Below are 24,785 nucleotides of genomic sequence, written 5' to 3'. Positions count from 1 at the left end.
TTAAAAAATGAATAATATTTTTTCATATAAAAATTATAACTTGTTTATTATTAAAACAAAGGCCAAGTTGAAACATGCTAAGTCAACTATTTCAAAAACCGTCCCAAATGATGGTAGGAATTGATATTGGATCACACTCTATTAAGGCTGTGCTTTTACGTGAAATTGAAACTGGATTTCGACTCGAAGCACTTGCAATTGAGCCGATGCCAAAAGGCGCAATGAGTGAGCGCACAATTCAAGATATTGAAGCGATTGGTAACGTAATTACAAAATTAAGAAAAAAATTACCAAAGTCGTTAAAATCTGCAGCAGTGGCTGTTTCTGGCCAAACAGTCATTACAAAAGTGATCTTCATGGATGTATCGTTAACTGATGCTGAACTTGAGTCGCAAATTGAAATTGAAGCCGATAGTTTAATTCCATATCCTCTTGATGAAGTGAGCCTCGACTTTGAGAAGCTTTCGACGAATGAGGCCGATCCTAGTAAAATGAATGTTTTGCTTTCAGCTGCTCGTACTGAGAGTGTAGAAGCGCGAGTTGGCGCTTTAGAAGCTGCAAATTTAGAAGCTAAAATAGTTGATGTAGAAAGCTATGCATTAAGTCGTGCAATGGATGTGTATTACCAACAATTACCTAGCGACGCATTTAATAAATGTGTGGCTGTGGTTGATATTGGTGCGGTTTTAATGCTCGTGAGCGTTGTTCAAGCTGGGGAAACAATTTATACACGTGACCAAGTTTTTGGTGGCGACCAATATACAAATAGTATTGTTGCTTATTATAATAAAGGATTTGATGAAGCTGAAATTGGTAAAACATCAGGTGATTTACCGCCAAACTACACATTTGAAGTATTAGCCCCCTTTCAAACTTCGTTACTTCAACAAGTGCGACGCGCGGTGCAAATGTTTTTAACAACCAGTGGCAAAGAGCAAATCGACTATATTGTATTAACAGGTGGTACATCGATGATTAAAGGTATTGACCGATTACTCATTGAAGAACTAGGTATTCACTCTGTCGTTGCTGAGCCTTTTGAAAATATGGAAATTTCTCCAAAAGTAGATCGTAATGTAATGCAGCGTCACAAAACGCAGTTTGCAATTGCGACAGGGTTGGCATTAAGGAGCTTTTCAACATGCCACATATAAATCTACTTCCTTGGCGTGAATCGCAGCGCGAAGAATCGAAAAAGAAATTTGTAACTATACTTATTGGTGTCGTTATACTTTGTTTTGCGAGTATGTACTTATTAAGCTCTTTTTATAGTGCATTAAAAGACGGTCAAAACTTAAAGAATAACTATTTAAGCTCAGAAATTAGCATGCTAGATAAAAAAATAAGTGAAATTAGAAGTTTAGATAAAAGAAAAGAAAACTTACAACAGCGTATGAGGCTCATTGAAGAATTACAAAGCAGCCGTAATTTGGGTACGCAAATAATGGATGAAGTTGCCAAAATAGTACCGGGTGGGGTTTATTTAACAAAACTCGAGCGCAGAGGCAGCCAAATACATGTATTGGGACGTAGTGAATCTAATAACCGTTTATCAACAATGCTGCGCCAAGTACAAAGCTCATATTTACTAGAGAATCCTTCAATGCAAGGCATTGTTGCAGGCGATCAATCTTCGCGTTTACTTAGTGATTTTAATATGGAATTTTATGTAAAACCATTTGATAAAATTGGTGAGGTTAGCGATGAGCCTTGATTTTAAAGCACTGAGTGAAATTGATTGGAATGAAATAGAGCTCGATAACATTGGCGATTGGCCTATTGCAGTTAAAGCAATTTGCTGTACGTTTGTTGCCGGACTTGTATTGTTTTTTAGTTATAGCCTATTAGTTTCTGATGAAATTGATAGTTACCACAGTGCAGTTGCGAAAGAGGTCGAGTTACGCACAACTTATCGCACTAAATACGCAGTCGCGAGTAAGCTTGAGATCTACCGTCAACAAATGATTGAAATGGAAGATAAGTTTTCACAATTATTAAAACGTTTACCTACCTCTAACGAAACCCCTGGTTTACTTGATGATTTGTCGTATGTTGGCACAACAAGTGGTCTGACTTTTTTAAAAATAGGTTGGTTACCAGAAGTCGAGAAAGAATTTTATACTGAATTACCGATTAAAATAGAAGTGATAGGGACCTACCATGAATTTGGTGAGTTTGTGGGTAAAGTAGCTCAGTTACCACGAATTGTAAGCTTACATGACTTTTCTATTTTATCATCGGGCGATAAACAGTTAACATTTAGTGTTGTTGCAAAAACATATCGCTATGAAGAAGGGGTTAAAAAATGAAGCTCCTTCGCGTAGTACCTGTAGTAATGGTGTTTGTTTTGAGTGGTTGTAATGATGATACGTCTGAGCAAAAAGAATTTATTGATCAAGTAAAAGCAAGCACAACACCAAAGGTTGAATCAATTCCTGAGCTGACAAAGTTTGAAATATTTGAGTACAGTGCTGGTCAGCTACGTAGCCCGTTTGTAGCGCCTCAGCCTGAGATAATCCAAAATAAATTAACGCAAGTAAAAAACTGTTTGCACCCAGATCAAGAGCGTCGCCGCGAACCGTTAGAAAAATACCCGCTAGATAACTTAGCAATGAAAGGCACAATTGGTTCTAGTGGACAAATATGGGCATTAATAACAGCAGCTGACGCTACTTTGCATCGTGTAACGGTAGGGAATTACCTTGGTAGTTATGATGGCAAAGTAAAAACAGTAAGTAACGACTATATAGAGTTAGTGGAATTAATCCCTGATGGGTCTGGCTGTTGGAAAGAGCGCTTGACTAAATTAGAAATGTTAGAGGCGGCAACAGATGGCGCAAATTAATAATAAAAAAGGTAAAAATAGCATGCATAAGGATGTACTTTGGCTTCATCGTATTTCACAAACATTACTGGCTGCTGTTGCTTTAGTCACTGTAAATTCAGCCGTTGCAGGGCCGTTACTTTATGATGTTCGTTATAATCCATTACTTAAAGGCGAAACTGAGTTACAGCTTGTTTTTGATGAAGAGTTAACGCTTGAGCCAAAAGTTCAGGTGTTTAATAGCCCAGCCCGAATCGAAATGTTTTTTGATACCGCAGAGTTAGAGGTTGGTTTAAATGATGTTGAAGTTAATCAAGCTGGAATTAGCAGTGTTACTAATGTTTTAACTAACAGTGGTTTAAAGGTAACGGTAAACTTAGATAGATTAAAAATTTATGAAACTGAAGTTCATAACAACTTAGTATCAATACGCGTGTCTGATAATCCTCTTACAGAATCTGAAAATGAAGATGTAGCGATGGACTCAGGTGATGTAAGTGGAAATTACATCAACCGTATCCAATCAATTGACTTTAGACGTGGTGAAAAGGGCGAAGCGAAAGTACTCGTATTTTTACAAGACACTCAAGCTGCAATTGAAGTCCATGAAAGTGGCGGTAAAATTTACGCTGACTTTCATCACACCGATATTCTAGATGACCTACTTTATGAATTAGATGTATTAGATTTTGGTACTGTTGTAAGTAATATCGAGACTTTTAAAGAAGACGGATTAAGTCGTGTCGTTATTGAGCCAAACGCTCAGTTTACATTTACGTACCAGCAAATAGATAATATTTTAACGCTGACGGTAGAAAAAGATGAAACGCAAAACGCCTATTTAGATGGTGGCGTTGAGTATCAAGGTCGCCCTATGACCTTAAATTTTCAAGATATCTCTGTGCGAGCAGCACTACAGATTATTGCGGGTTATAACGATTTTAACTTAGTAACCAGTGATTCAGTGACAGGTAATATAACACTGCGCTTAGATGGCGTACCGTGGGATCAAGCGCTTGACGTAGTATTGCGTATTAAAGGGCTAGACAAACGCATGGATGGTTCTATTTTAATGGTAGCGCCTGCAGAGGAGCTTGCGGCACGTGAAGCTAAAGATTTAAAAGCTAAACAGCAAGTTGAAGACTTAGAACCACTCTATAGTGAATACATTCGATTAAACTATGCTAAAGCCGAAAATTTTGCTGACTTATTAAAAACAGATAGGAACAGTATTATAACTGCCCGCGGTAGTGTATCGGTTGATCAGCGTACAAATACTTTATTGGTAAAAGATACTGTAAAGAGTATAGAAAACATTCGCCGGATGATAGAAACACTCGATATTCCGGTACAGCAGGTTGTAATCGAATCTCGAATGGTAACTGTGCGCGATAACGTTACTGAAGACTTAGGCGTACGCTGGGGCTTTAGTGATCAAGGCAGTAGTGTTGGTATTTCTGGCTCCCTTGAAGGCGCTGAAGGTATTTATAATGCGACATCAACTTCAAATGCGCCAAGTATTTCAGATCGATTAAATGTAAATTTACCAATTTCTAATCCTGCGGCCAGTATTGGTTTGCACATAGCAAAATTGGCTAACGGTACATTAATTGATTTAGAGCTAAGTGCTCTTGAAGAAGAGAATAAAGGCGAAATTATTGCTAGCCCGCGTATCATAGCGGCTAATCAGCAAAAAGCGCGAATAGAGCAAGGTACTGAAATCCCTTACACTGAGTCAGCTTCAAGTGGTGCTACTACTGTAAGCTTTAAAAAAGCGGTACTAAGCTTAGAAGTGACACCTCATATCACACCTGATAATAAAGTAATTCTAGACTTAATTATTACTCAAGATACTCGTGGTGATACTGTACAAACGGGAACAGGTGAAGCAGTGTCTATTGATACCCAAGAGATTCAAACTCAAGTGTTAGTTGAGAATGGACAAACCGTAGTACTCGGTGGTATTTTCCAGCAGCAGATCATTAATACTACGAGTAAAGTGCCAATTTTAGGTGACATTCCTTACGTAGGAAGACTATTTAAAACCACAAGTGAGTTTAATGAAAAGCGTGAATTACTTATTTTTGTGACACCAAAAATACAAATTGATTAAAATACAGTGGTTTTATGTTAACCAATGGGTGATTATTTAGATTAATTGCTCGTTATATGGCTTTTTATGCTAATTGACTTGAAATACCCCCGCAATTACTGAGATAATCCCCTCCTTAATTTTGGGGCCAGGTCGTTAGGCGGGGTTTTATTTCAAATTTTAGAGTTTGTTTGTACTAAAAGATATGGCTGAGAAACGTAATATATTTCTAGTTGGCCCCATGGGGGCTGGCAAAAGCACGATTGGTCGTCACATCGCTGACCAATTACACCTTGAATTTGTTGATTCTGATCAAGAAATCGAACGCCGCACAGGTGCAGATATTGCATGGGTATTCGATCTTGAAGGTGAAGAAGGCTTTAGACTTCGAGAAGAGTCTGTTATTGGCGATTTAACCGAGATGCAAGGTATTGTACTTGCTACCGGTGGTGGTTCAGTAATGAGCAAAGAAGTTCGAAACAAGCTTTCGGCTCGAGGTATCGTTGTATACCTAGAGACACCTATAGAGAAGCAAGTTGCACGCACGCAACGCGACAAGCGTCGCCCATTACTGCAAACTGAAGAAGCACCTCGTAACGTACTAGAGCGCTTAGCAGAAGAACGCGAGCCACTATACAAAGAAGTTGCTGATTTTGTTGTACGTACCGATGAGCAAAGCGCTAAAGTTGTTGCTAACCAAATCATCGAGAAATTAGATTTTTAAAAACCAATAATAAAGGAATAGCCAAGCATGCTTAAATTAACTGTTAATTTGGACGAGCGAAGTTATCCTATTTATATTGGGCAATCTGCACTTCAAGATAATGGCCGCCTGGTTCACCACATTGGTGATTGTCGGCCTATCATCATTACTAATGACACAATAGCGCCTTTATATTTGCAAAGGTTACTTGATTCATTAGCTGATCTAAATCCGCTATCTTTTATTATTCCTGACGGTGAGCAATATAAATCACTGGAATGGTTTGAAAAAATATCAGCATTTTTACTACAAAATAACTGTGGCCGAGATACGTGTTTAATTGCGTTAGGTGGCGGTGTTGTAGGTGACCTAACTGGTTTTGTAGCGGCTTGTTATCAGCGCGGCGTACCGTTTATTCAAATACCAACGACAGTGCTTTCACAGGTTGATGCATCGGTAGGTGGAAAAACGGCAGTAAATCATCCGTTAGGTAAAAATATGATAGGGGCATTTTATCAGCCTCAAGCGGTTTTTATTGATACGCAAACATTACACACTCTACCTGCACGAGAGTTTGCAGCAGGTATGGCTGAGGTAATTAAGTATGGTCTGATTTACGATACCGAATTATTTGCCTATTTAGAGCGAAATGTGACTAATTTACAGCAACTAGATGAAGCATGCTTACAGCATATCATTTTTAGATGTTGTGAAATAAAAGCGCTTATAGTTGCTCAAGATGAAAAAGAACATGGCTTACGGGCTTTGTTAAACTTAGGCCATACATTTGCCCATGCAATTGAGGCACAGATGGGTTATGGCGTTTGGTTACACGGCGAAGCTGTTGCAACAGGAATGGTATTAGCAGCTAAACTTGCCAAGACACGCCAAGATTTAAGCGCAGATGAAGTTGATCGAATTATTAAGCTGCTTGAGCTATATAATTTACCAACAGAAATTCCAAAGCAAATGACTAGCGAGCAGTTTTTAACGCATATGCGTAAAGACAAAAAGAATAAAAAAGGCACTATCCGCTTTATTCTACCTACCCAATTTGGCCAGTGTGCATTAGTTGATAATGTATCTGATGATCAAGTTAGAGACTTAATCGAGCAGTAAATGCAGTCACAAATTTTACCAAGCCGTGCGGCTTTGGTGGATAGAATCGCACTGCAATTTGAGTACGGGCAAAATTTAATTGTTTTACTTGGCACTTCTGGGCTAGGTAAAAGTTATATGCTCGAAACCTTCATTACAGATAAATACAACGACTTTAATAAAGCCTTCGTGCAAGTAAGTGCGCAAATGACTGATGCTCAGCTAATGAGTGAGTTATTAGAGCAAAGCTTTAACTCTCCCCTGATTGATCATAACTTAAGTTTACCTGAAAACTATTACCAATTACTGCAGCAGCAACCATGCGGGCCATGTTTATGGGTACTTGATGGCGGTAGGCAATTATCTGATGAGATGTTAATTGAGCTTGAGTTACTTTCTAAAAACAGCCCAAATACGCTATATATTATAATAGCTTCACAGTCTAAACTGGCTTTAAATAACGCTGTTGAAATTTATCTGGAGCCGCTAACGCTTCGAGAAAGCAAGATGTTATTGCAGTGGTACTTTACAGACTTACCCTATGATGAAGACCCTGTATTTAGTACTTTTTTAGCTGAGGCTCACGGTAATCCCAGCTTATTGCTTGCTTGGCAACCTAGTGAGCACATAGCCGATATTATTGTTAAAGACAAAGTGTCTTGGCGATTACACTTATTGATTTTGATGTTGCTGATTATGCTTTTAATTATTGGTCTGCTTTATAAGTCGGATATGACGCAGTGGTGGCAACAGTATTATCAGCAAGAAGAAACACAAGTAGTAAATACAGCAATATCTATAGAGCAAGTAAGTGAGCCGGCTATAAAGAAAAATGACTCAATAATTAACTTAAATGAACTTGAAGTAGTTGAGCCAGATATTAAGGCAGAGCGTGTACACATTAATGATGTGCCTGCCATAATGCAAAGCCTTACCGAACCTGGCAACACAGTTAACGTATCAGACAATGATGTTGATGATAGTACTAATAATAAAAGCAGTGTATCAAGTGACGTTAAATCTGAAGCTCTAAAAGTAAATACAGCAGAGCAAACTCAGATCAGCCAAGATAATATATGGTACATGCAGCAAATAGATACAAATAGTGTTATTCAATTATTAGCCGTAACTCAGCAGGAAGTTAGCGATAATTTTATTGCTCAATTCAATCTACAGCAGCAAACTCATACTTACCAAACAAAGCGAAATAATAAAATATGGTGGGTTGTTACATTTGGCAGTTTTGAAAGTATAAACGAAGCAAAATCAGCAATGGATACTTTATCTGCTGAGGTTAGAAAAAATAAACCTTTCTATAAAAAAATTAGTAAAATAAAGCAAGAAATAGCACTCGTTGATCAGTAAAACACACTGCTTTAGTGTAAAATCGCGCAACACCAGATTGAAGTAAAGAGCCAATGCAGCAAAAGAGTAGAGCCTTCCTTAAATGGGCCGGCGGAAAATACAGCCTAGTTGAAAATATTAATGCGCGATTAAACCAAGCTAGCAAGCATGCTGATACGTTGGTTGAACCTTTTGTTGGTGCAGGCTCTGTGTTTTTAAATAGTGACTTTAAACACTATATTCTCAACGATATAAATGCAGACTTAATTAACTTATACAAAGAGCTAAAAAGCTCTCCAGATGAGCTGATTAGTGACGCTAAAAAGTTATTTGTAGATTTGAATAATCACGCAGATGCTTATTACGAATATCGTGTGCAGTTTAATCAAAGTCGTGATGTATATGAACGTTCAATATTGTTTTTATACATGAACCGCCATGGTTACAACGGACTCTGTAGGTATAATTTAAAAGGTATTTTTAATGTGCCTTTTGGTAAATATAAAAAGCCTTACTTTCCTGAAAAAGAAATGTATTTTTTTGCTGAAAAAGCACAAAAAGCAACCTTTACCTGTTTAGATTACGATGATGTTTTTAAGTTAGTGCCTAACAATGCAGTTATTTATTGCGACCCACCTTATGTACCATTAAGTAAAACCGCTTCTTTTACGTCTTACGCTAAAGGGGGGTTTAATTTAGATGATCAGGCTAATTTGGCTAATCTGGCTGAGAAGGCTGCCTTTGAAAATGATACACCAGTGCTTATCTCTAATCACGATACCGTATGGACTCGAAAAATTTATAGCCAAGCATCACTTGACCAAATTCAAGTAAAGCGCACTATTAGCCCCAAAGGTGGCTCTAGAAATAAAGTTGACGAGTTGATGGCTATGTATTTAGCACCCAAGCAACCACAGCGTAAATTGCGATAACAAAAGCAATAAATAGTACAACCGCAATTAGGATGATAGAGACAGGAGAGTGTTGTTTAAAATCGACTTGGCGTTTATTTTCAGATTGAACACCAAAAAATGCTGCTAGCACACTTTGCAACGCACTAAAAAATTGCAGCATTATTTAAAATAAAGGTTTTAAAGATGGAGTGTTTTTAGAATCATCAGAGCTAGTAAGTAGCTCTAGTAAATCGAGGTAATGAAACTGAGCACTACGGCTATCGCCAGTTAACCACGAAAACCACGATGACTCTTCTTCAGCTTTAATACACGTGATTGTAGTTAATGTGTTTTGAGCACTTACCACTTGTGTATTATGACAATTACCCACTGAGCTTAATTCTTGCTCAGAGCTTGAATCAAAGCTAAACGCCCCGATAAGCAGTAATGCCGACGCAATTAATATCCCAGTTTTAAAAGCACGCATGATGAAATCCAATAATTTGTTACTTTTTTAATCATAGCAAATATTGATTAAATATCAAACTTAAAGTTACCTGAAATAGGGGCTATTACGCCATATTACTTGGGTAACATCTTCAATTAAGTTACATTAACGCAATACACTATTTATTGATGGAGTTAATCATGTTTAACCCAGAGCAAAAATATTTAATAGCCCCTTCTATTTTGTCTGCTGATTTTGCAAAACTAGGCGAAGATGTTGATAAAGTACTCGAAGCGGGCGCTGACGTGGTTCACTTTGATGTAATGGATAATCACTATGTACCTAATCTCACAATTGGTCCTATGGTGTGTAAAGCACTCAGAGATTACGGCATTACAGCACCTATCGACGTACATTTAATGGTTAAGCCTGTAGATAGTCTTATTCCATTGTTTGCAGAGGCTGGCGCATCAATTATTACTTTTCATCCAGAAGCCAGTGAGCACGTCGATCGTACAATACAGTTAATAAAAGATCACGGCTGTAAAGCAGGCTTAGTGTTTAACCCTGCTACAAGCTTAAGTTATTTAGATCATGTTATTGATAAGCTAGATACCATTTTACTTATGTCGGTTAACCCAGGTTTTGGCGGGCAAAGCTTTATCCCTCATACGCTTGAAAAATTACGCCAAGCTAAGCAACGCATTATTGAATCGGGTCGAGATATTCGCTTAGAGGTTGATGGTGGCATTAAAGTCGATAACATTGCAGCAGCAGCACAAGCAGGCGCTGATATGTTTGTTGCAGGCTCAGCTATTTTTAACCAACCAGATTACAAAGTTGTGATTGATCAAATGCGTGAGCAGCTTGGAAGTGTTAAGTAATGAAATACGATATAGCCTTATTTGATTTAGATGGTACCTTAGTTGATAGCGTTTACGACTTGTATATTGCTATTAACCTAACCTTGAGTGACCTCGCTTTTCCTATTGTTAGCCAACGCTTGGTCGAAAGCTGGGTCGGTAATGGGGTTGAAGTCCTCGTTAAACGCGCTTTGAGTGGTGATATGCAAGTGAGTGAGCATCTAGATGAGTCACTTAGTAGTAAAGCAATATTACAGTTTTATAAGCACTATGAACAACAAGTTGGTGAGTATAGTGTTTTGTACCAACATGTAGAAACCGGGCTTGCAGCACTTCGTGGTATGTCTAAAGCACTAATCACTAATAAGTCTCGAATATTTACAGAAAAACTACTTGATAAACTGGCACTAACGAGTCATTTTGATGTGATTGTATGCGGTGACGATATGGCAAAAAAACCATCGCCAGATCCATTGTTATTTGCCTGTAAAAAACTAAAGGTTGAACCTAGTAAAGCGATAATGATAGGTGATTCTAAAAGCGATATACTTGCAGCTAAAGCCGCTAATATAGACGTAATCGCACTTAGTTACGGCTATAACCAAGGTGAAAATCTCAAGGATTATAATCCACAGTACCTATGCGATCACTTCTTAGATATAATACCTGTTCTAACGCAGCGTTAAATATTATTAATTAAGCAAAATAAAGGAAAATCATGAGTAAACCAGTAGTTTTAAGCGGCATTCAGCCAACCGGTGGTATGACAATAGGCAACTATGTTGGCGCTATTAACCAGTGGCTAAAGTTACAGGAAGACCACGAAAGTTTCTTTATGTTAGTAGACTTACACGCTATTACGGTTCGCCAAGAGCCTGAATTACTGCGCTCTCGAGTGTTGGATGGTATTGCTCTTTACGCGGCATGTGGCATTGATCCTGAAAAATCTGCGTTATTTGTACAATCACAAGTACCTGAACACGCACAGTTAGCGTGGGTATTAAATTGTTACGCGCAAATGGGTGAGCTTAATCGAATGACTCAGTTTAAAGACAAGTCATCTAAGCATGCAAATAACGTAAACGTGGGCTTATTTTCATATCCGGTATTGCAAGCTGCGGATATTTTATTATACCAAGCTGATCAAGTACCCGTTGGTGAAGATCAAAAGCAACACTTAGAGCTGACTCGCGATATAGCAACACGCTTTAATAATTTATACGGCGACGTATTTAAATTACCAGAGCCGTACATTCCTGAGTTTGGTGCACGCGTAATGAGCTTGCAAGACCCACTTAAAAAGATGTCTAAGTCTGACGAAAACCCAAATGGTTACATCATGTTATTAGATGAGCCTAAACAAATTGTGAAAAAGCTTAAAAAAGCAGTAACAGATTCAGATGAACAAGCACGTATTTATTTTGATCGCACAGAAAAGCCTGGCGTATCAAACTTGCTTACTTTATTGAGTGTTGCAACTAAGCGCTCAATAGAAGACCTAGTTCCTGAGTATGAAGATAAAATGTATGGCCATTTAAAGAAAGATACAGCAGATGCAGTTGTAAACATGATTGAGCCAATTCAAGCTCGCTTTAAAGAGATCAGAGAAGATCAAAACCTACTTAATAGCATAATGAAATCAGGTGCTGAAAAAGCAAGTGTACGTGCTGAGAAAACATTGAAATCGGTATACGATGCGCTTGGTTTTATTCCTCGCGGGTAAGTTTATTAAAATAAAAAAATGCCGCTTGTTAGCGGCATTTTTTATATAGCACATATCAACATGATAGACCCAAATAGAAACAGTAGCGATATCGCTAGTTTATCTGTTTTATCCATTATTCAGCCCCTCTTACTGTTATATCTGCCGTGCTATCAATATCAACTAGAGAAACTTTATAGCCCTTGTTTTCAAGTAAGGTAAGTAAACTATCTTGTCCTGCGAGGTGGGCAACTCCAACAAGTACAAACTCATTTTTGTCGTTGTTAAACATGGCTTCTACTTTTGGTAACCAATCATTATTTCTATCTGTAATGATTTGTTTATAGCTATTCGGATCATTTTGCTGCATATCTTCAAGTGCCACTTTATTCAGTGTGTCTGTATCACCTTTGCGCCAGGCAGCTAAAAGTCCTTTAAACATATCGCCATAGTTGTGAAGCTCGGCTAAGTTACGTTTAATGAAATCGTTCTCGTTGCCTTGACCCATTGTTTTAAAAAACTCTAACTGAAATTCCATTGTTTCTAAGTAATCTTTTGTTTTGTTATCTTCAGTCGCTTTTTTAGTAAAGTAAGCATCAACCCCTTCACCCATTAAATTTTGCTTTTGAAGCTCCATCGACATTAAAACAATACTAACCATAGCAGGGCGAAAACCATCTAACTTAGCTAGGTTAGCGCCAAACTCGCTAAGCTTATTTTCAAGTAAAGCCTTAATCTCGGGTTCTAGCTTTTGACTTAACGTTTCGTTATTTGTATACGATAGCGCACCTAACATTTGCATTTGTGCATTGGTGTCGGCTGGGTCAGGTAACGGTGCTTCTAAAATAATTGTATCTGCTTGTTCATAAGCATGGTTAAACTCAGCGGGTAGTGGCATTTCAGCTTTAGGTAGTATGTGAACTGTACCGCCAATAAATAGTGAGTCATTGCCATTACTTACTTGCCATACAGAGCTTTGAGCCTGTGCTGTATTTGCTAAAAGGCTGCAACTAAGTAATACGCTGGCAGATACTAATTTTTTTGTGAATTTTTTCATGATAATTCCTTAATATAACTTTTAATTTTATTGTTTTTAGTTCGATAACACATTGCTGAAATATGTAGTGATTGACGATGTTACCTTTGAAAGATTTTTATCAATTTGCGAGTTTATTTTGCTCATTGAAGAGTCAAGCTCAGCTGATATTTTTTCATCTATTGAAGAAAGTAACGTTTGCTTATCAACATTACTTTTTAAAGACTCAGAAGCGTCTATTTTGTTTGTTTTTTGTAGTTTTTGATTAACAGGGCTAATTGCCTTTATGCTTTCACCAATCATGCATTTCTCAAAATTATTTTGAACGGTGTTTTGTTTAGTGTCAGCTGCAATAACTGAAGTAGTATTAAAAGCAGTTGCTAGTAGTAAAGCCGGTAGTACTTTTTTCATTGTGCTGTTCATAATTAAACCTTTTGTATTTTTTGCTGCAGCCAATTTAGAATCACAAATGATTTTTACTAAGCTGCTTGTTGATGACGGTTTAAAGAATATCGCTGAATTTATTAAGAGTCGCTTATCTAGTTATGAGCAATTAATAGATAAGGTTTTAAAGCTAAATAATTGTTTAAATTTAGTGTGTTAGCTTTAAACCTTATAATGCTAATATAAGGTTTAAAATGCTTTTTCTATAAAATAAAGTGTAGATGTGATACGGTTTATAAAAATAAAAATACGTAAAGACTATGAATTATCAAATCGGACCTTGGCAATTTATTAGTAATCGCTGTGTGATTACTTCAAACCATTTAGAAAGGGAATTAGATCCACTTTTAGTAAAGTTATTACTCCACTTTATAGATAAGCCTCAACAAATCGTTTCCCGCCAAGAGCTTATTGAGAGTGTGTGGCAACAAAGCTTTGTTGACGATAATGCGATTAACCGTGCAATCTCAGAGTTAAGAAAGCAGCTTGCCCACCCAATTGAAAAAGCGCCGCTTTTAAAAACGCATTACCGTAAAGGATATAGCCTAACAGTAATACCTGAGCGTTTAACGCAAGCAAACGTTTTGAAAGAGCCTGCAAACATTTTGTCTGACTCACCGGGTATTTCTGCCAAAAATGAAGAGATAGCTACTGCAACTACTTCTCAACCAGTTCAAAGAACGAATAGTAAAAAGTTTTTGATTTATTCTTTATTCGCCATTATTTGCCTGTGCTTTTTAGTATGGTTTGGGTTGTTTTTTATTAATGCACCTTCTAGCGAAAAGATTAAACAGATCACGGTTAATAAGGTAGCAAGCACGTGGAATATAGGCAGTGAGGTTCATCCTGAGATGTCCTCAGATAAACAATATTTAGCTTATACAAATGTTGAACCTGAAAATGACGTAATGCATGCATTTGTAAAACGACTATCTGATCAAAGGGAAGTTGAAATTACCTATCCTGGCTTTCAAGTATCCATTTTATCGTGGCAGTTAAATCAGCACTCTGTGTTGTTACAAGCGACTAACTTAAAGCAGCAAAAGTGTGAAATGGTTCTCGTTGATTTAAGCCAGTTTCCTGTTATAGGAAAGGCTACATTAATTAAAAAGTGTGACCTTAGATACACAGGTTATGCGCAAGTAGACGAAAGTGGTGAGCATATTTATTACACCGAATATAAAAATGAGCATGAGGGTTCAGGTTTATATAAATATGATTTAGAACTTAAAAAAGAATTCATAGTGATCCCACCACCAGGCGTCATGTATGGCGTAATCATGCCTCGTTTATCTCATTCTGGTAGTAAAATAGCATATGTACTTAGTCAAAAGGGTAAGCCTTTTTCTGTATTTAGCTACAACTTTGAGACCCATGAAACCAAGCGGTTATTTAAAGCAAAGAAAAGCATAATTAGCTTCGCGTTTGACTGGCTTGCAGACGATAAAGGCGTGATTGTTTTTGAAGGCTCTGAACTTTCAACCATTGTGGTTGAGGAAAATAATATTATTAAACGCACATTAACGGTTACCCCAGCAATTTCACCTTATTATATTGCAGTTCACTCTGATAACAGCCTATTTTACTCGGAAAATATGACACAGGCATACTCGCTTATTAAAGCTACAGACCCTTTTGGTGATAATCCTGAGTATGAAGCACTTTATAAAAGTGATAAAGACGAGTACAACATTGCTGAAATAATTAATAAGGAAGGGACAGCACATGTTTTTGTATCAGAGCGTTCTGGCAGCAGTCAATTGTGGCTCTCTCAAAATGGTCTTACAAAGCAACTTAGCTTTTTTAATTACGATGATGGCTCATCAACTTTTGTATTAGGAGGACTAAGAGCTTCTCCTAATAAGCAACGCATGATATTCATGAAAAATAAAGGTTTTTCACTTTATGACGTAAACGCTCAAAAATTTTATCCATTTGAAGAATTTAATAAGCATAAAATAGTAAGCTATATTTGGTCAAAAAATAACGACAGCATTATTTATGTTAAGCGACTTGGTTCAAAAAATATATTGGCAGAATTTAATTTAGTAACACGTGATACACGTGTAATAGAAGGTATAAAAGCTAATAAACTCATTTCAGATAGTAAAGGTAACGGGTACGTAACCAATGATAATCAGTTAATTCGCCTTTCAGATAGGCAAAGCTGGGAATTACCTAAAAACGCCAAAAAGTCAGTTGCGTATGGAGTTAGCAAAGACTATTTCTATTATTCAGATTCTATTTCTAGAGTCGCTAGACTAAATTTACACGATCAAACTATACAAGATATACACGTGGACTTTCGACCTATTGGTTTTGAAGTGAGTTCAGATAACGAAATTTTATTCACGGGTGCTAAATATAAAGACATGCAAATAATACAGATAAGTTGGAATGACTAGGGCGTGTCTATCTTTCTAGATTAAGCTTGTAGCAGTGTGTTGTTTTTCTTTAATAGCATTTTCGATTGTTATACCAATTCGCTTAATTAAGTGATCTATTTTGAGGATGGAAAAACGTGTTGGTAGCTAGGCAAAAAATTCGCTATTTAGTTGTTCTCGGCAATTGCTCCTGCATTGCTCTACCTTCTACCTTCTACCTTCTACCTTCTACCTTCTGCATCCATGCAGTCGTAAATGAGAATTTTTTAACACAGGTAGCGACACGTTTAGCCCCGCAAAATGATTAAGTATTATTGCGGATTGGTATTATGTTGATAAAAGAAAAGTTAGAGCAAAAAAATAGCGAGAAGTGAATCTTCTCGCCATTTTTAATCAAGTGTAATCTCGACAGTTAAATAACCTTAATACCGATTGATTTGTAACAACCGAACCTCTATTTATTTAATAGAGGTTTTAAGTAATGCCCAGTATGTGAACGCTCACATTCGGCTACTTCTTCTGGTGTACCGGCAATGAGTATTTCACCACCGCCAGCTCCGCCTTCAGGTCCTAAATCGATAACCCAATCTGCTGTTTTAATTACATCGAGGTTGTGCTCAATAACAACAATTGTATTGCCGTGATCGCGCAGACGATGAAGTACAACAAGCAGCTGTTCAATGTCAGCAAAGTGTAAGCCTGTTGTTGGCTCATCTAATATGTAGAGCGTTTTACCAGTATCACGCTTTGATAGCTCGCGTGCTAATTTTACACGTTGCGCCTCACCACCAGAGAGAGTGGTAGCGGCTTGACCTAAACGCACGTACGACAAACCAACGTCCATCAGCGTTTTAAGCTTACGCGCAATAGCCGGTATTTTATCAAAGTAATCATGAGCGTCTTCAACAGTCATCTCAAGCACTTGGTGTATGTTTTTACCTTTGTATTGTACTTCGAGGGTTTCGCGGTTATAGCGTTTACTCTTACATACATCACACGGTACATACACATCAGGTAAAAAGTGCATTTCAACTTTAATTAAGCCGTCACCTTGGCAAGCTTCACAGCGTCCGCCTTTAACGTTAAAGCTAAAGCGACCTACTTTGTAGCCACGTGAGCGCGCTTCTTGTGTACCTGCAAATAACTCACGAATGCCGGTAAATATACCTGTGTAGGTTGCCGGGTTTGAACGCGGAGTACGACCAATCGGACTTTGATCAATATCGATCACTTTATCAAAATGATCTAAACCACTAATTGATTTATATGGTGCCGCTTCGGCAGTTGTTGCGCCATTTAGCTCTGTATGAGCAAGTTTAAACAAAGTGTCGTTTATTAACGTTGATTTACCCGAGCCCGATACACCTGTCACACAGGTCATTAAACCAAATGGGATTTTTAAATCCACATTTTTAAGATTATTACCTGTTGCGCCAAATAGCTCTAGCCATTTGTCGTTTGTTGGGTGACGTTCTTTTGGTATTTCTATTCTACGTACGCCTGATAAAAACTGGCCCGTAACAGACTCTTTGCTTGCTAAAATATCGTCGCGTGTTCCTTGAGCAATAATATGCCCACCATGAACACCCGCGCCTGGGCCAATATCAATAATATGGTCAGCGGCACGAATAGCATCTTCATCGTGCTCTACCACAATAACGGTGTTACCTAAGTCGCGTAAATGTACCAATGTTTGTAATAAACGGTCGTTATCGCGTTGATGCAGCCCAATAGATGGCTCATCTAGTACGTACATTACACCTACAAGGCCTGCACCAATTTGGCTCGCTAAGCGAATACGCTGAGCTTCACCACCTGAGAGTGTGTCGGCGCTGCGCTCAAGTGATAAGTAATTTAGGCCAACGTTAATTAAAAACGATAAACGGTCGCGAATTTCTTTTAGTATTTTTTCAGCTATTTGGCCTTTTTGTCCGGTTAGCGTTAACCCTTCAAAAAACTCCATAGCTTCACCAATACTCATGCACGTGATTGCAGGTAAGTTGGTTTTTCCAATAAATACATTTCGAGATTCTTCGCGTAAACGCGAGCCATTACAGCTAGGACATGCTTGGCTTGTTTGGTATTTAGCAAGCTCTTCGCGTACTGAGTTTGACTCAGTTTCGCGGTAGCGGCGATTCATGTTGTTTAACACGCCTTCAAACTCATGATTGCGCGTAATTAAATCGCCACGGTCGTTACGGTAATTAAACGCAATTTTAGTGCTACCAGAGCCATCTAAAATAATTTTTTTCGAGTCGCTGTCTAAATCTTGATAAGGCACATCTAAATCAAAACTATAATGCTCAGCAACGGCTTGTAGCATTTGATAGTAATAAAAGCTGCGTTTATCCCAGCCTTTAATTGCACCGCCAGCAAGGCTTAACTCTGGGTTATGCACTACGCGATTAGGATCAAAATATTGACGTATACCTAAACCATCACAGGTTTGGCATGCACCAGCAGGGTTATTAAACGAAAACAAACGCGGTTCTAGCTCAGTCATTGCATAGCCACAAGTCGGGCAGGCAAAGTTTGCTGAGAATAGAATTTCTTCAGCGCTGCTATCATCCATGTATGCTACATGTGCAACGCCATTAGACATTTCAAGTGCGGTTTCAAATGACTCTGCTAAGCGTTGTTGTAAGCCATCTTTTACTTTAAATCTGTCTACAACAACTTCTATTGTATGTTTTTTATGAAGCTCAAGTGTTGGTGGATCAGACAAGTCACATACTTCACCGTCTATACGGGCGCGAATATAACCTTGGCTAGATAGCTGTTCTAATAACTTAACATGCTCACCTTTACGCTCTTTTACTATTGGCGCAAGCAGCATTAACTTACTGCCCTCAGGCAGTGCCAAAACAGTATCTACCATTTGACTAACGGTTTGCGCAGCAAGTGGTAAATCATGTGTAGGGCATCGTGGTTCGCCAACGCGGGCAAACATAAGTCGTAAGTAATCGTAAATTTCGGTAATAGTACCCACAGTTGATCGTGGGTTATGAGACGTTGATTTTTGCTCAATAGAAATTGCAGGAGAGAGGCCTTCGATGTGATCTACATCTGGCTTTTCCATAAGCGATAAAAATTGTCTTGCATACGCAGAGAGTGATTCAACATACCGGCGTTGTCCTTCTGCATAAAGTGTATCAAATGCAAGTGATGACTTCCCCGAACCAGATAGACCAGTAATAACTATTAATTTATCACGTGGGATGGTTAGGCTGATGTCTTTTAAATTATGCGTACGGGCGCCTCGGACTTCAATGTTTTCCATGCTATCTCGTTTATTACCAAAATTATTTACTCAGTATCGCATAATACGAAGCAATATTAATCCTTGATCAATGAAAAATCCTTACTTATAGGCGATTAATTATTGCCAAGCTTATGGTAGAATCCCAACCTCAATTTTTCATAGAGTAAGATCACGCAGATAATGACCGCATCTTCACTTAATTCACGAGAAAAACGCGCCGCAGTATCGCTGGCGAGTGTGTTTGCATTTAGAATGCTCGGCTTGTTTATGCTGATGCCTGTATTGGCTATTTATGGACAATCGCTTGAAGGTTTTTCGCCTATTTGGATTGGTTTTGCCATTGGTGCGTATGGTTTAACGCAAGCCGTATTGCAAATACCTATGGGTCGATTATCCGATAAAATTGGTCGTAAAAAGGTTATTGTTGGTGGTTTAGTCGTATTTGCTATTGGCTCTGTAGTTGCTGCATTAGCTGACTCTATTCAAATGGTTACCGTAGGCCGCGCTCTACAAGGTATGGGCGCAATAGCCAGTGCACTACTCGCGTTTGCTTCAGATTTAAGCCGAGATGAGCAACGACCAAAGGTAATGGCCGTTATTGGTATGAGCATAGGAATGAGCTTTGCCTTTGCTATGCTACTTGGGCCAATTGTTGCAGCTTCGTGGGGTATTGCGGGTGTATTTTGGTTGACTGCTATTTTAGCTGTTTTTGGTATATTTATAGTGACTATGCTAGTGCCAAATACGGTAAATAAAGCGCCCAAAGGCGATACATTAGCAAGCTTTAGCGACATTAAAAAACTAATTAAGCACCCTCAGTTAGCACGATTAAATGCAGGTGTATTGCTATTACACTTAACGCTAACCACAATATTTGTCGTACTGCCGAGTCAATTAATTAAAGATGGCTTAGTTGCCGACCATCACTGGTATTTATATATTCCAGTGCTATTTTTAGCATTTTTATTAATGGTACCAATAATGATTGTGGCCATTAAAAAAGAGAAAGAAAAACAAGCATTTATTGGCTCAGTAGCCTTGTTAACTATTAGTATGCTAGCAATGTCGGTATGGGTTAATAGTGTAGTAGGCATTGCTGTGTGTATGCTGCTTTATTTTGTGGCGTTTAACTTTTTAGAAGCCACTATGCCTGCGCTTGTATCGCGAATAGCACCTGCAAGCCAAAAAGGTTCAGCAATGGGTGGCTACTCATCTAGTCAGTTTTTAGGCGCCTTTTTAGGCGGTATGTTAGGTGGTTATGTAGCACAAACTACAACGACGCAAGCTGTGTTTGCGGCAGCGGCACTTGTTGGGTTAATATGGCTTATTATTGCGTGGAAAATGCAAGTCCCACCCAAAAGTAAAGTTATTAGTTTAATGACCAAATTAGATTCTGAAGAGCATGCTCAAACACTTGCTTCTCAGTTAGTTGCTTTACCAGGCGTAATAGAAGCAACTGTGGTTCGCGATGAAAGTCGCAGCTATTTAAAGATTAATGATAAAGAATTTGACCTAGACCAAGCGCGTAAAGTAGCTGGTTTAATCTAACATTTATAGGAGATGGTTCCATGGCACGCGGTGTGAACAAAGTAATTTTGGTTGGTAATTTAGGGCAAGATCCTGAAGTTCGTTATATGCCTAACGGCAATGGTGTAGCAAATATTACCTTAGCAACTTCGGATAGCTATAAAGATAAAAACACTGGCCAAATGGTTGATAAAACTGAGTGGCATCGTGTTGTGTTCTTTGGCAAATTAGCTGAAATTGTTGGTGAATATTGTCGTAAAGGTTCACAAATTTATGTTGAAGGTAAACTTCAAACACGTAAGTGGACCGATCAACAAGGCCAAGAAAAATACACTACAGAAATAGTTGTAGATGGCTTTACTGGTCAAATGCAAATGTTAGGCGCACGTGGTGGCGATCAGCAAAGTGGTGGTTACCAAGGTAATCAGCCGCAAGGTGGACAACAAGGTGGTGGTTACCAAGGTAATCAGCCGCAAGGTGGTCAACAAAGCGGTGGTTACGGTCAAAATAACCAAGGCCAAGCCGCACAGCAAAGTGGCTATAATCCGCAGCAACAAGCCGCACCAGCAGCACAACCAAAACCGGCTCCAGCACCACAGCAGCAAAGTAATCAATATCAGCCGCAAGGTGGTTATGCACCACAGCAAAAAAGTGCACCACAACAGCAAGGTGGTTTCGCTCCTAAACCACAAAGTGCTCCGCAAGGTGGCGCATCAAACCCAATGGAACCAACCATTGATTTTGACGACGATATCCCGTTCTGACCTAAGACAAAATACAAAATGTTGAAAAAGTATTTTAAAGCCGCTTAATAGCGGCTTTTTTATACGAGTTGTGTAGTGAGGGCAACCCAGAACTATCAATGAATATCGTCATTAAGCAATAAAATGAAATAGTATTAGTAAACATGTTAAATTATGGTGGTATTTACATTTTATTTAATTGATATATATATCGTTAACACTTACCATTAAAAGACTTTTACCTTGATTACACAATGAGAAACATGAAAACTAATATCTTATTTTTATTTCTTGTTTTTCAATTTGTGAGTCCAATTTCAAACGCTCAACCTTCTTCAAATGTTACTCATGTTTTATTTATAAATTCAACAAACCAAGATATGCCTTGGCACAAAAGTGTTGATTCTGGACTGCGTAAAAAACTTATAGAACGTTCTTTTAGTTATGAACTCTTCGTTGAAAATATGGATGTAAACCGATTCGATGAAGCAAATCAAAAACAGTTAATGAAGGACTACCTCAAACAAAAATATAAAAATAAGCACATCGATATCATTGTTACTCAGTCTCCTTCTGCTGAAGTACTTTTATCGCAATTAGATGACTTTTTTATAAATGCTCCAAGAATATATTTGGAACCAGGCGCTCAATTTAGTTTGCCTAAAAATACTAACGGAGCAGTAATCCAAGCTAAATTAGATTACGCGCAAGCAACAGCAAGCGCTGTTAATTTAATGAAGCCTAAAAAATTAATCGTTATATTAGATACAAAAAACGATATTGGGATGAGCTTTTATCGAGGGCTCTTTTCGGTTATTAACCGTGACTTTTCGTATTTAGGCGTAGAGAAGTGGTTTGATCTTTCAATGCCAGAGCTGCTAACTAAAGTAAAAAATGCGCCAGATGATTCAATTATATTGTTTACTCCCATTTTCAGGCATTACGATAATAAATCCCTTAGCCCTTATCAGCTCGTAGAGCAATTAGCTAAAGCAAGTTCTGCGCCCGTTTTTAGTTATTGGGAGGTACTATTAGGCTCAGGTGTTGTTGGTGGGTATGTGTTGTCGGGTGAAAAAATAGGCGAACGCATTGCTGATTCGATAATTTTATACAATGAAAACAAAAGCTTAAGTGAGATCAGTGGTGAAGGGCTAAGTGTTTACGCTTATGACTGGCGTCAATTAAACAAGTTCGATATAGCTCCACAAAGCTTGCCAGAAAAGTCGATCATATCTTATTACGAGCCAACCTATTTTGAGCAAAATAAAACATTAATTTACAGCGCTACTGCGATTATTTCTATTCTTAGCAGCTTTTTAGTTTTCGTATTGTTTTTAAATCAACGCCGCATTCAACTTTTAAAAGAGCTTGATGAAGAAAAGCAAAGATTAGAGTCTCGCGTTGATCAGCGTACTGAAGAACTGTTGCAAGCCAAAGAAGAGGCCGAAAAGCTGACATCCGCTAAGTCTGAATTTTTAGCAAATATGAGTCATGAAATTAGAACCCCTATGAGTGGGATTATTGGCTTAACCAACATTTTGCTCGAAAAAGGTTTGCCCGGGGAATATGAGCATTATTTAAATAAAATTAAATATTCTTCAGATCAACTCCTTGTAGTTATTAACGATATTTTAGACTTTTCAAAAATTGAGTCTGGAAATATTAACCTTGAGGAATTTCCTTTTTCTGTAAATTCGGTTGTTGACTACATCAAAGCAACTTTTGATGAGCTAGCTCAAAGCAAAGGGATCACATTTGATATTGTCATTGGTAAAGAGGTTAAGCTCGATTTAATAGGTGATGTAGTTCGAATAAACCAAGTACTGCTAAATTTATGCTCTAACGCAATTAAATTTACTACACAGGGCTTTGTATCGGTATTAATAGAATCAAAAAGATCGTTAGCTGATCCTAAGAGCGTTTGTTTGTATTTCATTGTTAAGGATTCCGGTATTGGGATTGCCGAGCAAAGCCTTACCGATTTATTTGAATCTTTTACTCAAGCTGACAGCTCTACAACCAGGAAATTTGGCGGCACAGGTTTAGGTTTAACTATAAGTAAGCGTTTATGCCAATCGATGGGTGGGGATATAACGGTAAAAAGTACTCAAGGTGTAGGTAGTGAATTTATAGCTTCGATTAAGGTGAAATTGAATAACCAAGCGTTGATTGATAACACTCCCGACCTAACATTTACTGATTCGTTTGAGGTATTAATTATAGATGATAATGAAGATGATCTTAAGGTAATTGAAAATCAGCTAACGGCTATGGGGCTGGTATGTACGGCCTGTCAATCTGCTAAACAAGCTGTTGATATTATTGAACACAATAAAGAGAAATTTAAAGTTATTATTGTCGACTGGGCTATGCCATCAATGAGTAGCGAAACTTTTTTAATACGCATTTTCAATATTAATCCTCAACTTTATAACAACACGATTGTGCTTATAATGAGTGACGAAAGTTTACTTAATAATGCAGCCAAAAAAGTAAGTATAAAAACTATTTTGCAGAAACCTGTATACACGAGTGTTTTGTATGAGGCGATTGAAAGTAAAGTAGTAGGCCCTCTTAATGAAGTGCCTATAGTAAACACCGTAAGTGAAGCGTCGCTGACAGGTATAAAAATATTGGTTGTGGAAGATAACTCGATCAACAGGCTTATCGTTACAAACATACTAGAGAAGGCTAATGCTCAAATTTACTTGGTTGACAATGGATTAGAATGTATTCAAGCCGTGAAATCACAATCGTACGATATTATTTTGATGGATATTCATATGCCTATTATGGACGGGGTTGAGGCGAGTAAAATTATTCGTAGCGATAGTGACAAAGCAATCGCAAATATTCCAATAATTGCTTTAACAGCTAATGTTATGAAAGATGATATTACACGATACTTATCCATTGGCATGAACGCCCATGTTGCAAAGCCTATTAAAGCGCAAAATCTACGCGAAACTATAATCCGCTGTTTAAATAAATAGCTGAGCCATTAAAGTGATTTAATAATTATCCATATTAAGTACCTATCGTAATGTCTCCCGTTGCTTGAGCCTATTTTGGATAACTTAAAAAGACAATTCATAAAATAGAATCTGGCCACCGGTTGCTATATGAAGTCTCATACATTCTTTTCCCCATATGTTTATTTCAGCAAAGGTTGAATTATCAATGTCAGAAGTTAGTGAGTTAGGCACCATAAACAAAGCACATCGCTTCGCTGTACACACTACAAACAAAACGCGCTTAAGCTTGAGGATTCAATTTAATCTATTTATAAAATAAAGGGCATAGTTGTTTGTTTTTGTAAGTTCTCGTTTATCTGAGTGTTTTTTGTTTAGCGCTATTAATAAACGTTTAAACTTAGTTTACAGCCTTGTACTTCTATAGATATTGAACAACACTTTAGTTAA

21 protein-coding genes are annotated in these 24,785 nt (G+C 37.9%); 16 read left to right on the top strand and 5 right to left on the bottom strand.

The genetic code is table 11. The annotated features are described in order from the left end of the window. The first annotated feature begins 74 nt into the window (after positions 1-74). The 9 genes from QL995_RS16375 (at position 75) to QL995_RS16335 (ending at position 8,993) form a co-directional block, all read left to right on the top strand. Positions 75-1,154 (top strand): pilus assembly protein PilM, encoded by a 1,080-nt coding sequence (locus QL995_RS16375; RefSeq protein WP_024589891.1) that lies wholly within the window; start codon positions 75-77, stop codon positions 1,152-1,154. After that, a complete protein-coding gene (locus QL995_RS16370) occupies positions 1,142-1,714 on the top strand; it encodes a PilN domain-containing protein (RefSeq protein WP_007586268.1) in 573 nt (190 codons plus the stop codon). Before QL995_RS16375 ends, QL995_RS16370 begins: the two co-directional genes overlap by 13 nt. Beyond that, the gene (locus QL995_RS16365; protein WP_007586270.1) at positions 1,704-2,309 is read left to right on the top strand and encodes a type 4a pilus biogenesis protein PilO; all 606 of its coding nucleotides are present in this window, start codon (positions 1,704-1,706) and stop codon (positions 2,307-2,309) included. Before QL995_RS16370 ends, QL995_RS16365 begins: the two co-directional genes overlap by 11 nt. Beyond that, the gene (locus QL995_RS16360) at positions 2,306-2,845 is read left to right on the top strand and encodes a pilus assembly protein PilP (RefSeq protein WP_007586272.1); all 540 of its coding nucleotides are present in this window, start codon (positions 2,306-2,308) and stop codon (positions 2,843-2,845) included. The genes QL995_RS16365 and QL995_RS16360 overlap by 4 nt, the downstream gene beginning before the upstream one ends. Next, positions 2,832-4,937 (top strand): type IV pilus secretin PilQ family protein, encoded by a 2,106-nt coding sequence (locus QL995_RS16355; protein ID WP_007586274.1) that lies wholly within the window; start codon positions 2,832-2,834, stop codon positions 4,935-4,937. Before QL995_RS16360 ends, QL995_RS16355 begins: the two co-directional genes overlap by 14 nt. A gap of 184 nt (positions 4,938-5,121) precedes the next feature. Then, complete coding sequence (gene aroK, locus QL995_RS16350) at positions 5,122-5,640, top strand: shikimate kinase AroK (RefSeq protein ID WP_004589350.1); 519 nt, start codon at positions 5,122-5,124, stop codon at positions 5,638-5,640. Between the two features lie 27 nt (positions 5,641-5,667). Then, the gene (gene aroB / locus QL995_RS16345) at positions 5,668-6,738 is read left to right on the top strand and encodes a 3-dehydroquinate synthase (protein WP_290294623.1); all 1,071 of its coding nucleotides are present in this window, start codon (positions 5,668-5,670) and stop codon (positions 6,736-6,738) included. After that, positions 6,739-8,082 (top strand): AAA family ATPase, encoded by a 1,344-nt coding sequence (locus tag QL995_RS16340; protein ID WP_290294622.1) that lies wholly within the window; start codon positions 6,739-6,741, stop codon positions 8,080-8,082. A 53-nt stretch (positions 8,083-8,135) separates the two neighbouring features. Then, entirely contained in the window at positions 8,136-8,993 is an 858-nt protein-coding gene (locus tag QL995_RS16335) for a Dam family site-specific DNA-(adenine-N6)-methyltransferase (RefSeq protein WP_007586285.1), read from the top strand. On the opposite strand, the gene QL995_RS16330 is transcribed toward QL995_RS16335, so the two are convergent. Together QL995_RS16330 and QL995_RS16325 are read right to left on the bottom strand one after the other, a co-directional pair. Continuing rightward, complete coding sequence (locus tag QL995_RS16330; protein WP_007586286.1) at positions 8,950-9,135, bottom strand: DUF2970 domain-containing protein; 186 nt, start codon at positions 9,133-9,135, stop codon at positions 8,950-8,952. The two genes, QL995_RS16335 and QL995_RS16330, sit on opposite strands and share 44 nt — an antisense overlap. 3 nt (positions 9,136-9,138) lie before the next feature. Next, the gene (locus tag QL995_RS16325) at positions 9,139-9,441 is read right to left on the bottom strand and encodes a hypothetical protein (RefSeq protein WP_007586287.1); all 303 of its coding nucleotides are present in this window, start codon (positions 9,439-9,441) and stop codon (positions 9,139-9,141) included. Between the two features lie 161 nt (positions 9,442-9,602). Here QL995_RS16325 and rpe point away from each other — a divergent pair, with 161 nt between their 5' ends. Genes rpe through trpS form a run of 3 tightly spaced genes read left to right on the top strand, consistent with a single transcriptional unit; the run spans position 9,603 to position 11,988 of the window. After that, positions 9,603-10,286, top strand: a complete 684-nt coding sequence (rpe, locus tag QL995_RS16320) for a ribulose-phosphate 3-epimerase (RefSeq protein ID WP_007586288.1) — start codon at positions 9,603-9,605, stop codon at positions 10,284-10,286. Next, positions 10,286-10,951 (top strand): phosphoglycolate phosphatase, encoded by a 666-nt coding sequence (locus tag QL995_RS16315; protein ID WP_007586289.1) that lies wholly within the window; start codon positions 10,286-10,288, stop codon positions 10,949-10,951. The genes rpe and QL995_RS16315 overlap by 1 nt, the downstream gene beginning before the upstream one ends. Positions 10,952-10,983: 32 nt before the next feature. After that, complete coding sequence (gene trpS, locus QL995_RS16310; RefSeq protein ID WP_024589884.1) at positions 10,984-11,988, top strand: tryptophan--tRNA ligase; 1,005 nt, start codon at positions 10,984-10,986, stop codon at positions 11,986-11,988. A gap of 115 nt (positions 11,989-12,103) precedes the next feature. On the opposite strand, the gene QL995_RS16305 is transcribed toward trpS, so the two are convergent. Next, on the bottom strand, positions 12,104-13,024 hold the full coding sequence (locus QL995_RS16305) for a TraB/GumN family protein (protein WP_007586291.1): 921 nt from the start codon (positions 13,022-13,024) through the stop codon (positions 12,104-12,106). Positions 13,025-13,060: 36 nt separating this feature from the next. Further along, entirely contained in the window at positions 13,061-13,426 is a 366-nt protein-coding gene (locus tag QL995_RS16300) for a hypothetical protein (protein WP_197236581.1), read from the bottom strand. A gap of 281 nt (positions 13,427-13,707) precedes the next feature. Here QL995_RS16300 and QL995_RS16295 point away from each other — a divergent pair, with 281 nt between their 5' ends. Further along, complete coding sequence (locus tag QL995_RS16295) at positions 13,708-15,852, top strand: winged helix family transcriptional regulator (RefSeq protein ID WP_197236580.1); 2,145 nt, start codon at positions 13,708-13,710, stop codon at positions 15,850-15,852. A gap of 433 nt (positions 15,853-16,285) precedes the next feature. On the opposite strand, the gene uvrA is transcribed toward QL995_RS16295, so the two are convergent. Continuing rightward, positions 16,286-19,111 (bottom strand): excinuclease ABC subunit UvrA, encoded by a 2,826-nt coding sequence (gene uvrA, locus QL995_RS16290; RefSeq protein ID WP_024589880.1) that lies wholly within the window; start codon positions 19,109-19,111, stop codon positions 16,286-16,288. A gap of 162 nt (positions 19,112-19,273) precedes the next feature. Between uvrA and QL995_RS16285 the strand changes: the two genes are divergently transcribed. From QL995_RS16285 to QL995_RS16275, 3 genes are all read left to right on the top strand, one after another. Beyond that, on the top strand, positions 19,274-20,641 hold the full coding sequence (locus tag QL995_RS16285) for an MFS transporter (RefSeq protein WP_290294621.1): 1,368 nt from the start codon (positions 19,274-19,276) through the stop codon (positions 20,639-20,641). Between the two features lie 20 nt (positions 20,642-20,661). Next, positions 20,662-21,384, top strand: coding sequence for a single-stranded DNA-binding protein (gene ssb, locus QL995_RS16280; RefSeq protein ID WP_007586300.1), 723 nt, complete (start codon positions 20,662-20,664; stop codon positions 21,382-21,384). 242 nt (positions 21,385-21,626) lie between these two features. Then, a complete protein-coding gene (locus QL995_RS16275; protein ID WP_290294620.1) occupies positions 21,627-24,356 on the top strand; it encodes a response regulator in 2,730 nt (909 codons plus the stop codon). Positions 24,357-24,785 lie beyond the last annotated feature (429 nt).

It is taken from the genome of Pseudoalteromonas sp. APC 3358, from assembly GCF_030408075.1.
GTDB lineage: Bacteria > Pseudomonadota > Gammaproteobacteria > Enterobacterales > Alteromonadaceae > Pseudoalteromonas > Pseudoalteromonas arctica.
This window is presented reverse-complemented; position numbering and strand designations above follow the sequence as displayed.

Bases quoted from the DNA above. Each gene is read 5' to 3' on its own strand.
- QL995_RS16375 (WP_024589891.1), top strand. From the start codon at position 75: ATGCTAAGTCAACTATTTCAAAAACCGTCCCAAATGATGGTAGGAATT.
- QL995_RS16370 (WP_007586268.1), top strand. From the start codon at position 1,142: ATGCCACATATAAATCTACTTCCTTGGCGTGAATCGCAGCGCGAAGAA.
- QL995_RS16365 (WP_007586270.1), top strand. From the start codon at position 1,704: ATGAGCCTTGATTTTAAAGCACTGAGTGAAATTGATTGGAATGAAATA.
- QL995_RS16360 (WP_007586272.1), top strand. From the start codon at position 2,306: ATGAAGCTCCTTCGCGTAGTACCTGTAGTAATGGTGTTTGTTTTGAGT.
- QL995_RS16355 (WP_007586274.1), top strand. From the start codon at position 2,832: ATGGCGCAAATTAATAATAAAAAAGGTAAAAATAGCATGCATAAGGAT.
- aroK (WP_004589350.1), top strand. From the start codon at position 5,122: ATGGCTGAGAAACGTAATATATTTCTAGTTGGCCCCATGGGGGCTGGC.
- aroB (WP_290294623.1), top strand. From the start codon at position 5,668: ATGCTTAAATTAACTGTTAATTTGGACGAGCGAAGTTATCCTATTTAT.
- QL995_RS16340 (WP_290294622.1), top strand. From the start codon at position 6,739: ATGCAGTCACAAATTTTACCAAGCCGTGCGGCTTTGGTGGATAGAATC.
- QL995_RS16335 (WP_007586285.1), top strand. From the start codon at position 8,136: ATGCAGCAAAAGAGTAGAGCCTTCCTTAAATGGGCCGGCGGAAAATAC.
- QL995_RS16330 (WP_007586286.1), bottom strand. From the start codon at position 9,135: ATGCTGCAATTTTTTAGTGCGTTGCAAAGTGTGCTAGCAGCATTTTTT.
- QL995_RS16325 (WP_007586287.1), bottom strand. From the start codon at position 9,441: ATGCGTGCTTTTAAAACTGGGATATTAATTGCGTCGGCATTACTGCTT.
- rpe (WP_007586288.1), top strand. From the start codon at position 9,603: ATGTTTAACCCAGAGCAAAAATATTTAATAGCCCCTTCTATTTTGTCT.
- QL995_RS16315 (WP_007586289.1), top strand. From the start codon at position 10,286: ATGAAATACGATATAGCCTTATTTGATTTAGATGGTACCTTAGTTGAT.
- trpS (WP_024589884.1), top strand. From the start codon at position 10,984: ATGAGTAAACCAGTAGTTTTAAGCGGCATTCAGCCAACCGGTGGTATG.
- QL995_RS16305 (WP_007586291.1), bottom strand. From the start codon at position 13,024: ATGAAAAAATTCACAAAAAAATTAGTATCTGCCAGCGTATTACTTAGT.
- QL995_RS16300 (WP_197236581.1), bottom strand. From the start codon at position 13,426: ATGAACAGCACAATGAAAAAAGTACTACCGGCTTTACTACTAGCAACT.
- QL995_RS16295 (WP_197236580.1), top strand. From the start codon at position 13,708: ATGAATTATCAAATCGGACCTTGGCAATTTATTAGTAATCGCTGTGTG.
- uvrA (WP_024589880.1), bottom strand. From the start codon at position 19,111: ATGGAAAACATTGAAGTCCGAGGCGCCCGTACGCATAATTTAAAAGAC.
- QL995_RS16285 (WP_290294621.1), top strand. From the start codon at position 19,274: ATGACCGCATCTTCACTTAATTCACGAGAAAAACGCGCCGCAGTATCG.
- ssb (WP_007586300.1), top strand. From the start codon at position 20,662: ATGGCACGCGGTGTGAACAAAGTAATTTTGGTTGGTAATTTAGGGCAA.
- QL995_RS16275 (WP_290294620.1), top strand. From the start codon at position 21,627: ATGAAAACTAATATCTTATTTTTATTTCTTGTTTTTCAATTTGTGAGT.